Below are 13,083 nucleotides of genomic sequence, written 5' to 3'. Positions count from 1 at the left end.
CGTTAAGGAGGATGTTCATGTCATCCATATCCGCTTGTTTATTTGATCTTGACGGCGTTCTGGTGGATACCGCCAAGTACCACTACATTGCCTGGAAGCGTCTTGCCGGGGAACTCGGCTTTGAATTCACGGAGCAGGACAATGAACGCCTGAAGGGAGTAAGCCGCATGGCCTCCCTCGATATTCTGCTCGAGGTTGGCGGAGTGACGCTGGATGAAAGCGCGAAGCTGGCACTGGCCGAGAAGAAGAACGCCTGGTATGTCGAGTATATTTCCAACATGGATGAATCCGAGATTTTGCCTGGAGCCCTCGAATTTATCCAAGCGCTAAAGGACCGCGGCATCAAGGTTGCGCTGGGCTCTGCCAGCAAAAACGCGATGCTGATCCTGAACAATACCGGCCTCACGCCTTACTTCGACGCCATTATCGATGGAACGAAGACTGCCCAAGCGAAACCGGATCCAGAGGTATTTACGATGGGTGCTCATGAGCTTGGCGTCCGGCCTGACGCCTGCGTCGTATTCGAGGATGCCGAAGCCGGAATCGAGGCTGCCACGCGCGCGGGCATGCGCAGCGTCGGCATCGGTTCGCCTGAAACCTTGGGGCGGGCCAACATCGTTCTTCCCTCCCTGGAAGGATTCACAGTGGATCGTCTACAGGAGTTGTAAGCGAATGCGTACACATGCTTACGGCATCCAGTAGTTTCATCCCATATAGATCTGCAACCATTTTTCCTAAAAACAAAGGAGCCGATGATTGTGAAACAATATTTAAAGCTTGATGAATGGTCAATTATTGAGGAGGGCTTTGATCCTCACACGCATGAGATCTCGGAGAGTATCTTCAGTATCGGGAACGGATTTATGGGCCAGCGCGCCAACTTCGAGGAATCCTACAGCGGCTCCTCCCTGCAGGGCAGTTATATGGCCGGTGTGTATTATCCGGATAAAACCCGTGTAGGCTGGTGGAAGAACGGTTATCCTGAATATTTTGCCAAAGTGCTGAACAGCACCAATTGGATTGGCATCGGCATTGAAATCGACGGCGCGCCGCTTGATCTGGCCCAATGCACGGTGAAGGATTTTGTGCGTGAGTTGAATATGAAGGAAGGCTTCCTCTCCCGCAGCTTCACTGCTGTCATGGAAGACGGCAAAGAGCTCAAGGTTGAAGCTGTTCGTTTTGTCAGCATTGTACGCCACGAGATCGGCGCCATTCGATATGCCGTAACTCCGCTCAATTTCGCTGGAGAGCTTACGATAACGCCATATCTCGATGGCGATGTGAAGAACAAGGACTCCAACTATGACGAGAAATTCTGGCTAGAGGTATTCAAGGAAGCGGCGCAAGGTTCTGCTGCGTTGACCGTGAAGACCAAAAAACTCGATTTCCACGTAACCTCTGTCATGTCTTATACCATTTTAAAGAACGGCGAGAAGCTGGAACTTCAAGCCGAACTGGTGGAGAAAGAGAAATATGCGGGGAACCGCGTAAGCGTGCCGGTATCTGAAGGCGAAGCCATCACCATCTATAAATATGTCGCTAACGTTACTTCCCGCAATTATGGATTCGGCGAATTGGTGGATGCTGCACGTGCTCTGCTGGAGCCGGCGGTGCGGACCGGATTCGAGCAGCTCCTGAAGGAGCAGGCCGATGCATGGGGTGATAAATGGAAGGAAAGCGATATCGTCATTGAAGGCGATGTAGCGGCCCAGCAAGCGATCCGCTTTAACATCTTCCAGCTGAACCAAACCTACAGCGGCGAAGACGACCGTCTGAATATCGGGCCGAAGGGCTTCACCGGGGAGAAATACGGCGGCAGCACCTACTGGGATACCGAGGCTTATTGCCTTCCGTTCTACCTGAGCACCGCGGATGCCAGCATCTCCCGCAACTTGCTGATTTATCGTTATAAGCATCTGAAAAAGGCGAAGGAAAACGCCAAGAAGCTCGGCTTTACCAAAGGCGCCCTCTATCCTATGGTGACAATGAACGGCGAGGAATGCCATAACGAGTGGGAGATTACCTTTGAGGAAATCCACCGTAACGGCGCGATTGCCTATGCCATTTATAACTATGTAAATTATACCGGCGACTTCTCTTACCTCGGCCAATACGGTCTGGAAGTGCTCGTGGAAATCTCCCGTTTCTGGGAAGAGCGCGTGAATTACGTACCGGCGAAGGATCAGTATATGATGCTGGGCGTTACCGGTCCGAACGAGTACGAGAACAACGTGAACAACAACTGGTACACCAACCGTATTGCCAGCTGGACGATGGAATACACGCTCGACGTGCTCGAATACTTGAAAGAGAACGAGAATTCCCGCTATGCCGAGCTTACGGCGAAGCTTGCGCTGCAGGATGTCGAAACCTCCAAATGGCAGGATATCATCAGCAAAATGTACTACCCGGTAGATGATGAGCTCGGCGTATTCCTGCAGCAGGACGGGTTCCTCAACAAGGAGCTTGTTCCGGTGAAGGAATTGGATCCAGCCCACCTGCCCCTGAATCAGAACTGGTCCTGGGACCGCATTCTGCGTTCGGTATACATTAAGCAGGCTGACGTGCTGCAAGGATTGTTCTTCCTTGGCGACCAGTACGACTTGGCTACGAAAAAACGCAACTTCGACTTTTATGAACCGTTCACGGTACACGAGTCCTCCCTTTCGCCATGCGTACACTCCATTCTCGCCTGCGAGCTTGGGTACCAGGAGAAGGCGTACGAGATGTACCTCCGTACAGCTCGCCTGGATCTGGACAACTACAACAACGATACCGAGGACGGCTGTCATACAACCAGTATGGCGGGTACCTGGATGTCCGTTGTGCATGGGTTCGGCGGCTTGCGCGTGAAGGACGGCGTATTGCATTTGAATCCATTCATTCCAGGTCACTGGTCTTCCTTCTCCTTCAAGGTGATGTTCCGCGGATCCCGCCTGAAGGTCAACGTAAAAGGAAAGGAAACCATCATCGTGAACGAAACGGATACGCCGGCTGTCCTGAACGTGAATGGCAAGGAATACAGCATCGACGGATTTGGAGAGGTAAAAGCCGCAAGATAACAGGCATGCGTCTTCAAATGCACCAACTTATATAAAAGCAAGAGCCCTGGATAACATTCCAGGGCTCTTGTTTTTACAGAAAATGGGCTCCTTCAGGCATCATTACTCATTCAGAAGGACCTGTCTTCACCATGCCTAGCATCTGTATTGTCCGAACTCAGCCGAAGGCTGCGGCAATCAGATGTGAAAGCTCCGCATCAATATGGCGGGGAAATACCGATTATGTATGCTATGAATAGATGAGTTGAGAATGGGGATCACGCGGAGGTCGTTCAGATGGCTTCCCAAACAAATACCCCTGTGCGAGCTCGATCCCGATATCTCGGCAAAAATGAAACTCCTCCCGTCTCTCAATGCCTTCAGCCAGCACCATCGCCCCAAAATCATGAGCCATGTTCGTGATCATTTCGAGCTGCTTCTGCTGGGCGGGATTACGATCGCAATGGTCGATCAGACTCCGGTCGATCTTTACATAATCCGGCTTAAGCTTAATCATCTGCTCCAATGTGGAATAACCTGCACCAACGTCATCCATGGCTACCGAGATTCCATGACTGCGATACACCTCGAAAATCGATTGCAAATGCTCAACATCATCAATCTTCTCGGTTTCCACAACCTCAAATACGAAATCCCTCGGATCCAGATGGAGCCTGTCAATGGTATTAAACGTGTGGCTTAGACACATCTGCGCATCATATATGGAGGATGGCAGGAAGTTCACGAATCGCTTCACGCCGATAGGAAGCCACTCGGCACTGGTCTCAATGGCGCTGGTTCGTGCTGCCCGGTCCAGGAAAGCATGCAATCCGGTTTTACGGGCTGTCTCAAACAGCTCATACGGCTGGAAGCTGGCTCCCCACTCTACCGGACGAAGGAGAAATTCGTAGGCAACGATCTGCTCGGATGAATCCACGATGGGCTGCATGTAGCTCGTAAACTGCTTATGTAAAATGATACTTACCATATCGTAATGCTCCATCTGCAGTTCGAACTTTTGCATAGGGGTCCACGAATGCCGGATTTGCGGAGTTTCTCCACCGGTAACACAGAAGGACAGCTCTTGACGAATCTTCAGCGGAAGGGGCTGCAGACACTTCATCATGGAGATCAGGTCCGCACGTACCTTGTAGTTCACAGCACAACCCTCATTGTTTTCATGTACCGTGTAGCCGTTCACTGCCAGCAACTGAATAAGCTCGCCACTTGCAGGCTTCATATGAATGGTCCCCTGGTCCTCAATCGGTTCAAAGGTGCTGCAATTGTCGCAAATCATGTTCGTCCTCCTTGGCAAGCTAGCTCTCACTATGCTTCTTATCGGCATTTTGAATATGATTTCTTTGCATTTTATGGATTTTATATCGAAGTTATGACCTATTTTAGGAGAAATGCGCAAGATTCGTGCAATGATTGCGCCAAATTCTACAAAAATCGACTTATATTGCTTTTAACAACCTATTGTCGATACTATCGTCATACATTCTTCTACTCAACCTTTTGATCTAAAAGCTGCAGCAGCATCGTCCGCTCCACATCAAAATGCCAAGGGGCGTTCCGTTCCTTTGCCGCATACATCGCTGCATCCGCGCGGCCAATCAGCTCCTGGTCATTTCTGGCATGATCCGGGTAAACCGCAATGCCGATACTCGGCGTGGTTCGAACCTCATGTCCTTCCAGGTCGTACGGCTCGCTAAGCATCGTCCAAATCTCCTCCGCCATCCAGATCAGCTCCTGATCTTCGCCGGCTGGATGGATCATGACGGTGAATTCGTCTCCTCCTAATCGGGAAACCAAGATTCCCTTGGATTCGAGAGTTTGAAGCCGGTCTGCAACCTTTCGTATCAACAAATCGCCGGCACGGTGGCCGTATCGGTCATTGACTCGTTTGAAACGGTTCATATCCATATACAGCAAGCCTACGCGGGAACCTTTGCGGTCCGCCTCCTTCAGCGAACTCGACAGCCTTGCATTAAAATAACGGCGATTATACAGCCCCGTAAGATCATCGCGATGTGCCAGGGATTCACTCTGCATCAGACTTTCATGCAGTCGGGCAAACAAACGGTCGTTCTCGAACTGAATCAAAATCTGCCTGAACAAAATCAGGATAACGCACAGGGATAGGCCGGTAAACAGTCCATTCCACCCTCCAAAACGCTGCGCCATAAGGGCAAACATCCCGCCAAGCACGCTGTAGGGAAGCAGGTACCTTACGATCAGGTTTCCGATCGAACGCGGCTCCCGCTCGCCAACAGAGGGCTTACGGGAATCAGGGGCAGACTGCCCACCTGCGAAACTAATAAAAAATACCGATAATGAATAGAGTGGATACAGGTAGGGACGTGCCTCGATACCCATAAGATCAACAAGATAGATGTATAGAACATCTCCTGCAATATAAGTACTCCCGCCAAGACATAACAGAATGGCCGACCATTTCCTTAACTGTCCGGTATTAAAATACAACACCAGCGTAAAAAAAATAAGTACCATTGCGCACAGCGGATACAGCATGTCCACCCAAATGTTTCCCCATACTGCCTCATGGGCCAGACCCTCAAGCTCAGGTTTGATGAAATACTCCCATCCTACCGTCATGACCGTTATGCCAACAATCACGATGTCCAGCATAAACCGGAGCCCCCGAAACGAACCCTGTACATGCCGGAATAAATAAATGAGAGAACTTGCGAACAGGATGAGTTCGAGCCCCCAGAAGAAATGGGTTAGAGCTGGAGAGAAAGCGCTCTCTTTTCCAAACCAAACATGACATGCGTAAATGATTCGGGCCGCTGCATCCCCCATCAATCCGAGACTCACAATAAACCAAAACCTGCGAAGATGCACCTCATAGCGCCGACTAATCCGCATTAAATAAACGGAGGCGGCTGCAGGAGGAATAATGACTAGAACACGCTGAAGCGATAAAGCGTCAGGCATCCACAGAGCGATCATTATCTGAATGAATGCATATATCATGGCGAGTCGAATCCACAGATGATCTGCTGGAGTTGGACTCATAAGCATTCCTCCTCGGCCAAAAGGTAAGCTTTTTTCAACACTTGTTTGTTAGGTCTTTAGAATTAATACTTCTAGTTCTCATGATACTTTTTACCCACCCAAAAGTAAAGATGAGGAAATGAAAGAAAAACCACGGATTCTACTCTATGAAACCCGTAACACTCCGAAAAGTTACCGCCTTCAAGACCCACTTGACGTATAGGAATTATGTGATAATATTTCATTCATATCTCATATGAATCGGAAAGGGTGTTTAGCCTTGTCACAGAAACGATTGGATCATGTCGGCATTGTCGTCCGGGACCTTGAAACCACGATCGCCTTTTACACCGCCGTCGTCGGACTTGAACTGAAGGATCGCCTTACCCATACCAATGGCGTCATCCAGCTGGCATTCCTCGGATTTAACGGCAGCGACGAAACGGAGGTCGAGCTTATTCAGGGTTACAGCGACACGCTGCCCGCAGAAGGGACCGTTCATCATTTTGCCGTCAGCACGGATAACATCGAAGAGGAATATGCTCGCGTTCAGGGACTGGACGTACCTCACTTGGATGAGGAAATCGTGACGCTCCCGAATGGGTATCGCTATTTCTTCGTTCACGGTCCCGAAGGGGAGTGGATTGAGTTTTTCCAGCGCTAACCTCTTACGTACGGTAGAAGCCTTATTCAAATCCTTTATCTTGTGAAAGGTTCATAGCTCCATTCATTCTTCCAATTGCATACGTGTTCTAAACCAAGACCTGCCTCGTTCGTGCCCCTTCGAACTAGACAGGTCTGGTGTGTTAGGACTATAATAGCGGATGTAATGATCGAAACTTCATAAATACCGGGGGAGCTGGAATTTGGCCGGCTGAGAGTGTATCCGATATGATACTGACCCTTACACCTGATCTGGGTAATGCCAGCGTAGGAAGCCCATGTTTGCGGCAGCTGTTCATTTGCCGTGGTATACACTTACGCCGTCATGCGTCCTGATATCATCAGGGCGCTTTTTTTGTGGAGTTAACGAGGTTATAGAAAGAGAATTCAAAGGAGAGAAGAAACGATGAAGAAGGGAACATGGATTCCGCTGCTTCTTGCTTGCGTCCTGCTGATGGTTGCGTCTGGATGCGGCACAAGCGGACAGAACAAGAAGACAGGTGCCGAAGGCGAAGACAGTCAGACTCCCGGGAAACTCCGTGACGTACAGCTGATGCTCGATTGGTCCGCCAATACGAATCACACCGGCCTGTATGCAGCGAAGGAGCTTGGGTATTATGAGGAAGAAGGGCTTAATGTCCAGATCGTCCAGCCGGGAGCAGGCGGAACCGATACGCTGGTCGCATCCGGAAACGTCCCGTTTGGCATCAGCTATCAGGAAGGCGTAACGCTGGCCAGAACGCAAGGATTGCCGCTCGTTTCCATTGCAGCGATCATTCAGCATAATACATCCGGCTTTGCCGCCCCCAAGGATAAGGGCATCGTGAAGGCAGGCGATTTTGAAGGAAAATCCTATGGAGGCTGGGGCTCGCCTGTGGAGGAAGCCGTCATGAAATCCATCATGGAGATTGATGGCGCCGATGTCAGCAAGGTGAATATGGTCAATATGGGCGATGCCGATTATTTTACGGCCGTGAAACGCGACATTGATTTTGCCTGGATCTTCTATGCTTGGACGGGGATTGAAGCCGAGCTTCGCAATGAGCCGCTTGACATGATTTATGTGAAGGACTACTCGGAGCAGCTTGATTATTACACACCGGTGATCGTAACGAACGAGAAGCAGATCCAGGAGGACCCCGAGCTTGTCAAAGCGTTCATGCGGGCGACTTCAAAAGGATATGACTTTGCGATTCAACATCCTGAAGATGCGGCAGCCCTGCTTACGAAGGCTGTTCCTGACTTGGATGCCGAACTGGTTCTCGCCAGCCAGAAATGGCTGAGCCCCCGTTATCAGGATGATGCACCCCGCTGGGGCGAGCAGAAAGCCGAAGTATGGTCGGGGTATGCCGACTGGATGTTTGAGCGCAAGCTGCTGGAGAAGGAACTTGACGCGGACCGCGCATTTACCAATGAATTTTTACCGGAGCAGCCATAAGGTTATTTCTATTTAAGAGGAGAGACAGCAGGCCGCCTCTCTTCCATTACAATATAGCTTGCACGAAAGGATGAGTTTATATGGCGAATACACTCTTAAGCATTCAAGTAATACCGAGAACGCCAAACGGGGCCGACAGCATCCCTTATGTGGATGAAGCGATCAAGGTCATTCAGGAATCGGGCGTAAAATATGAGGTCCATGCACTCGAAACGACCATGGAAGGAGAGCTCTCCGAGCTGCTCAAGATCGTTGAGCGCATGCACGAGGCGCTGGTGAATGCGGGAAGTCCCAGCATCATATCCCAAGTCAAAATCGCGCATCATCCGACCGGCATCAGCATGGATAAGCTGACTGAGAAATACCGTCCATGAAAAGCTGGTGGAGTTCTGTTTGGCCGCCCGTTGTGGCGGTCCTCTTCTTTTTGATGGTTTGGCAGGCCGCAGTATCCGTATTCGACATTGAACCCTTTATTTTGCCTGCGCCGACGGCCATCGGGCATGAGGCCGTTACCGGAGCTTCCGGTCTCTTCCAGCATACAGCGGCCACCCTGCAATTAACCCTGATCGGATTTATGATCGGCACGGCGATCGGTCTTGTCATCTCGCTGGCTCTGCACATGGTGCCTTTTCTCAAAACCGCCCTTTATCCGCTTCTTATTCTTAGCCAGAATGTGCCGACCATCGCCCTTGCCCCGCTTCTCATGATTTGGTTCGGCTTCGGCATGCTGCCCAAGGTTATCGTGATTACGCTGGTCTGCTTCTTCCCTGTCGCTGTTGCGGCCCTGGACGGACTCGCCCGTACTGACCGCACCATGATGAATTATATGCAGATGGCGGGAGCTACCTCGTGGCAAATTTTCACCAAGCTGGAGCTGCCGCATGCCCTTCCCTCCATCTTCTCCGGGATTCGCATTGCGGCCACCTATTCGGTCATGGGTGCGGTGATCGGGGAATGGATCGGCTCGGACCGGGGAATCGGCTACTACATGATGCTGCAAAAATCCGGCTACCGCACGGACCGGGTGTTTGTTGCCATCCTGGTCATCGTCCTGCTCAGCCTGCTGATGGTGCTGCTGATCACCCTGCTGGAGAAGCGGCTGATTCGCTGGAATCGAAAAGGTTAAAACCATTGTGAATGGACATTTTCCAACATATATAAAAGGAGGCTGCTTTGCGATATGACACATCAAGTATCCCTGTCGGATCATGACAGGCTTGGCCGATCCTCTGCAGCGGTCCCGCCAGCGCCTGCCCTTGAGGTTCGCAGCCTTCGTAAAACCTTCCGCGAGCGGCGCAGCGAAGTGCATGTGCTGGATGATCTTTCGCTCCAGGTGCAGCCCGGGGAATTCGTCTCCTTGATTGGTCCTTCAGGCAGCGGAAAGAGCACGCTCTTCCATATCATCGGGGGGTTAACGGCTCCGGATGCGGGCTCCGTTCTCATGGATGGTCAGGACGTGACCGGGGAAAAAGGCCGCATCGCCTATATGCCTCAACAGCCGGCACTCTTCCCTTGGCGTACGGTGGAGGACAACGTGCTTCTTCCCGAGGAGCTGAGGGGCACCTCGAAAGCCGCCGCCAGGGAACATGCCCGCAGCTGGATGGAACGGGCCGGACTCTCCGGCTTCGAAAAAGCGTATCCGCACACCCTTTCAGGCGGAATGCAGCAGCGGGCGGCTTTTCTGCGCGCACTGATGAGTCCACGGGAAGTCATGTGCCTGGACGAACCGTTCAGCGCATTGGATGCGCTGACGCGCAGCGATATGCAGCGTTGGCTGCTCGATATCTGGGAGGATACGCGCCGTTCAGTGCTGATGATCACCCATCATATCGAGGAGGCGCTGCTCCTCTCGGACAGCATCTATATCCTGTCGGCACGGCCCGGAACCATCTTGAAAAGGGTAGAAGTCCCTTTTTCCCGTCCACGCCGGGAAAATATCCTGATGGATCCGTCCTTCATTGCATTAAAAACCGAAATTTCCGCCATCATGCGGGAAGAACAGCACAAACGCTGACCGATGAAGGCCAGCGGAATACATACATCCATGATCAGCAAAATGCTTCATGGAAGCTTACAAGCGAGGTTATGTAACGATGAAATCATTCATGCAGCGTGAAGCGGATTTCCCACTGATGGACACTCATATTCATCTGGATAGTTATTCGTTATCCGATCAACAAGCGATTCTGGCGGATATCCGCCATCATGAGGTTCAATCCCTCATCTCCGTCTCCATGCATCTGGCTTCCTGCAAGCGAAACCTGGAGCTGGCCAGGCAGTACGGACCGATGGTGCGGCCAGCTTTCGGTTATCATCCGGAGCAGCCCCTCCCTTCCTCTGACGAAACCGAAGAACTGCTGGATTGGATGGTAGAGCATGCCGATGAGATGGTTGCCGTAGGAGAGGTGGGTCTCCCCTATTACGCCAGGCTGGAGGCTGAATCGGAGGGCCGTCCCTGGGATAACCGTCCTTACGCCGATCTGCTGGAGCAATTTATAGCATTTGCTAAAAAGCATCATAAACCGGTCATTCTGCACGCTGTATATGAAGATGCGGATATCGCATGTGATTTGCTCGAAAAATACGGCGTCACTCGTGCCCATTTTCATTGGTTCAAGGGCTCACGCGACAACTTGCAGCGGATGGCGGGTAACGGATACTATATTTCCTTTACGCCTGACATCCTCTATGAGGAAGAAATTCGTGATATGGCATGTAAATATCCGGATCATCTCGTCATGACCGAAACCGATGGTCCTTGGCCGTTCGAGGGTCCGTTCACCGGACAGATGACCCATCCACGGATGACGGCTTCTGTGGCTGCGGCATGGGCTGAGCTTCAGGGGTTGTCCATATCCGAGGCCCGCAGGATTTTGTATGAGAACGCCGCGAGACTTTACGATCTATAAAAAGAATCTACATTCAGCTCAAGTCGGTTGTTTAGGCAATCGGCTTGTTCTCTTTAAGAAATCGGTTATATTGATTAATCAACTCATCGAGCACGATTGATTGTCTGAGGACTTTGGGATGATTAAAATCACGATACCGCTGCTTCATCTTATGAAGCTTATGCCGTTCTTGCTCGATATTAAACTTTATGCCTTCCTTCGTTTCCATGACTTTATATCCTCCCCTCATGTAATATTTTATGCTTTAATGTAAAATTATAGGATGTTTAATATTAGACATCAGAAATATAACATGGAGGGGCTATTTCTGTTATTCACGCCAAAAAACCACAATGCAAGCTGCAGCATTGTGGTTTTGGATTCCCTTATTTAACGTACTTATTTAACATACTTATTTAACGTACTTCTCCTGATATGCCTTTGACATCTCTTCTGTAATTTCCTTCATCTTCGGATCACTCTTGATCGTTTCGATCAGTTTATCGTACGATTCAACCGGTTCTTTGCCCGTGATGACCATGACCCGCATATCCTCCACTTTCTTGGAAAGCTCGGGATAGTATTTGTTATAGGCTTCCGAATACAGCTCTCCCGAAGGATTCGGAACCTTGACCGTCTTTCGCTCTGTGACGATCTCTACGTTCCGCTCGTATACTTCATCCGGCATCCCTACCGCGCTGATGGCCATATCGTCGCTGACGAGGTGAATCATATTGTTCAAGTTGCCGTCACCCGTCTTATCTACAGCGGCCTGCGGGGTTGCAACCTTCTTCCCGTTCTCCACATTGTAATGGACACCTTCGATTCCGTAGGTCAGCATTTCATTGCCTTCTTGACTATAACCGTAATCGAAAAACTCGAGGATTTTCTTCACTTTCGCCTCCGGCACTTTCTTCGGAATCAGGTACACGCCGTAGTACGGCGATCCTGAAGGCGTATACTTCACCCCGTTAGCATTCTCCAAGTAAGCAAGCGGCATCAGATCCGCCTTGGGATCAACGCCTTTCACGGCTTCGCCGGTCACCCAGGCATGGTTCATGGACATGCCCCCTACCCCTGCCTTGGCGCTTCGCATCGTATCCATCACCTGCGAGAACTTCATGATTGCGAAGTCTTTGGGGAATAAGCCCTCGTCATAAGCCTTTTTGATCCACAACATGGCCTCCCTTGACTCGTCCGATGTCATAATCGGAGTCAGAGTATTATCGGGTTGAAGCTTCCAGGACCCTTGCGTTTCATTAAATATATTATAAATATAAGCGAGGGCCCCCGGATTTGCGGCATATGGAATCTCATCGGCCTGTCCGTTACCATTCGGATCCTGTTCTTTAAAAGCCTTTAACACGTTATGGAACTCATCCAGCGTTTTGGGTGTTTCCAGCTGTAGGGCATCCAGCCAGTCTTTGCGGATCATCGGGAACACGCCTCCGCCATAGCTCGGATAATAACGAGGAATGACGATGTTCTTGCCATCCATCTTGGTGATTTCCCACATTTCCTTCAGTTCTTCGCGGTTCAAATTCGGGTAGTCTTTAAGAAACGGCGTCAGATCCCAGAAGACTCCCTGCTTCAGCATTTTCTGCAGCTGCGGGTTCTGCATCGTTTCCACGAAAGTAACCTCTGGAAGATCGCCGGATGCCAGCATGACATTGATCTTCTCTTCGGCCGTGGACGGCGACAGCCACGTAATATTCAGCTTGGTGTTGGTGCGTTTCTCAAGCTCTTTCCATAGTGCATTGGTATTGTCTATGAATTCGGTGGCATAATTCAGGGTCTGTATCGTAATGCTTGTAGGTTCACTGCTGTCTGTTCCGCCTTCGTTATCGCCAGGTGCACTTCCTTCTCGGCTGCCGCATGCGCTTAGCAAGAGCGAACTTGCCAAGAGCAGCACCCCCGACATTTTTAAAAACGACTTGCCCGGCTTTGTTTCCATTTTTCTCATCATTAGACCTCCCTTATAATGATACATCTCGCCTGACTGATCATGATGGCAGATAGACCGTATATCGAT

Annotated in this window: 12 protein-coding genes and 1 riboswitch; of the genes, 8 read left to right on the top strand and 4 right to left on the bottom strand. The window is 50.6% G+C overall.

Translation table 11 applies throughout. The features are described 5' to 3' along the window. The first annotated feature begins 17 nt into the window (after positions 1 to 17). Both pgmB and PAEVO_RS23735 read left to right on the top strand, forming a co-directional pair. Positions 18 to 668, top strand: coding sequence for a beta-phosphoglucomutase (gene pgmB, locus PAEVO_RS23740; RefSeq protein ID WP_100539982.1), 651 nt, complete (start codon positions 18 to 20; stop codon positions 666 to 668). A gap of 90 nt (positions 669 to 758) precedes the next feature. Next, positions 759 to 3,062 carry a glycoside hydrolase family 65 protein gene (locus PAEVO_RS23735; RefSeq protein WP_100539981.1) on the top strand — a complete coding sequence of 768 codons (2,304 nt, stop codon included), beginning with the start codon at positions 759 to 761 and terminating at the stop codon, positions 3,060 to 3,062. A gap of 229 nt (positions 3,063 to 3,291) precedes the next feature. Here the strand turns inward: PAEVO_RS23735 and PAEVO_RS23730 are convergent, their stop codons facing one another. Both PAEVO_RS23730 and PAEVO_RS23725 read right to left on the bottom strand, forming a co-directional pair. Beyond that, complete coding sequence (locus PAEVO_RS23730) at positions 3,292 to 4,338, bottom strand: EAL domain-containing protein (RefSeq protein WP_100539980.1); 1,047 nt, start codon at positions 4,336 to 4,338, stop codon at positions 3,292 to 3,294. A 209-nt stretch (positions 4,339 to 4,547) separates the two neighbouring features. Beyond that, positions 4,548 to 6,083 (bottom strand): GGDEF domain-containing protein, encoded by a 1,536-nt coding sequence (locus tag PAEVO_RS23725; protein WP_100539979.1) that lies wholly within the window; start codon positions 6,081 to 6,083, stop codon positions 4,548 to 4,550. Positions 6,084 to 6,342: 259 nt separating this feature from the next. On the opposite strand from PAEVO_RS23725, the gene PAEVO_RS23720 reads away from it, so the two are divergent. The 6 genes from PAEVO_RS23720 (at position 6,343) to PAEVO_RS23695 (ending at position 11,072) form a co-directional block, all read left to right on the top strand. Next, positions 6,343 to 6,726: a VOC family protein gene (locus PAEVO_RS23720; protein WP_279300476.1), complete on the top strand. Its 384-nt coding sequence runs from the start codon at positions 6,343 to 6,345 to the stop codon at positions 6,724 to 6,726. Positions 6,727 to 6,904: 178 nt separating this feature from the next. Next, positions 6,905 to 7,016, top strand: a riboswitch (TPP riboswitch). Between the two features lie 115 nt (positions 7,017 to 7,131). Continuing rightward, positions 7,132 to 8,163 (top strand): ABC transporter substrate-binding protein, encoded by a 1,032-nt coding sequence (locus PAEVO_RS23715; RefSeq protein WP_100539977.1) that lies wholly within the window; start codon positions 7,132 to 7,134, stop codon positions 8,161 to 8,163. A gap of 80 nt (positions 8,164 to 8,243) precedes the next feature. Continuing rightward, the gene (locus PAEVO_RS23710) at positions 8,244 to 8,537 is read left to right on the top strand and encodes an MTH1187 family thiamine-binding protein (RefSeq protein ID WP_100539976.1); all 294 of its coding nucleotides are present in this window, start codon (positions 8,244 to 8,246) and stop codon (positions 8,535 to 8,537) included. After that, a complete protein-coding gene (locus PAEVO_RS23705; protein WP_100539975.1) occupies positions 8,534 to 9,289 on the top strand; it encodes an ABC transporter permease in 756 nt (251 codons plus the stop codon). The genes PAEVO_RS23710 and PAEVO_RS23705 overlap by 4 nt, the downstream gene beginning before the upstream one ends. A gap of 54 nt (positions 9,290 to 9,343) precedes the next feature. Beyond that, entirely contained in the window at positions 9,344 to 10,177 is an 834-nt protein-coding gene (locus PAEVO_RS23700; RefSeq protein ID WP_100539974.1) for an ABC transporter ATP-binding protein, read from the top strand. A 79-nt stretch (positions 10,178 to 10,256) separates the two neighbouring features. Further along, positions 10,257 to 11,072: a TatD family hydrolase gene (locus tag PAEVO_RS23695; protein WP_100540249.1), complete on the top strand. Its 816-nt coding sequence runs from the start codon at positions 10,257 to 10,259 to the stop codon at positions 11,070 to 11,072. A gap of 31 nt (positions 11,073 to 11,103) precedes the next feature. On the opposite strand, the gene PAEVO_RS23690 is transcribed toward PAEVO_RS23695, so the two are convergent. Beyond that, the gene (locus PAEVO_RS23690) at positions 11,104 to 11,280 is read right to left on the bottom strand and encodes an aspartyl-phosphate phosphatase Spo0E family protein (protein WP_100539973.1); all 177 of its coding nucleotides are present in this window, start codon (positions 11,278 to 11,280) and stop codon (positions 11,104 to 11,106) included. A 183-nt stretch (positions 11,281 to 11,463) separates the two neighbouring features. Continuing rightward, positions 11,464 to 13,017, bottom strand: coding sequence for an extracellular solute-binding protein (locus tag PAEVO_RS23685; RefSeq protein WP_100539972.1), 1,554 nt, complete (start codon positions 13,015 to 13,017; stop codon positions 11,464 to 11,466). Positions 13,018 to 13,083 lie beyond the last annotated feature (66 nt).

The organism is Paenibacillus sp. GM2FR (genome assembly GCF_002803325.1).
In the GTDB taxonomy this organism is placed as follows: Bacteria; Bacillota; Bacilli; order Paenibacillales; family Paenibacillaceae; genus Paenibacillus_AQ; species Paenibacillus_AQ lautus.
Note: the sequence above shows the minus strand (reverse complement) of the source record. Positions and strands in the feature narration are given on the sequence as shown.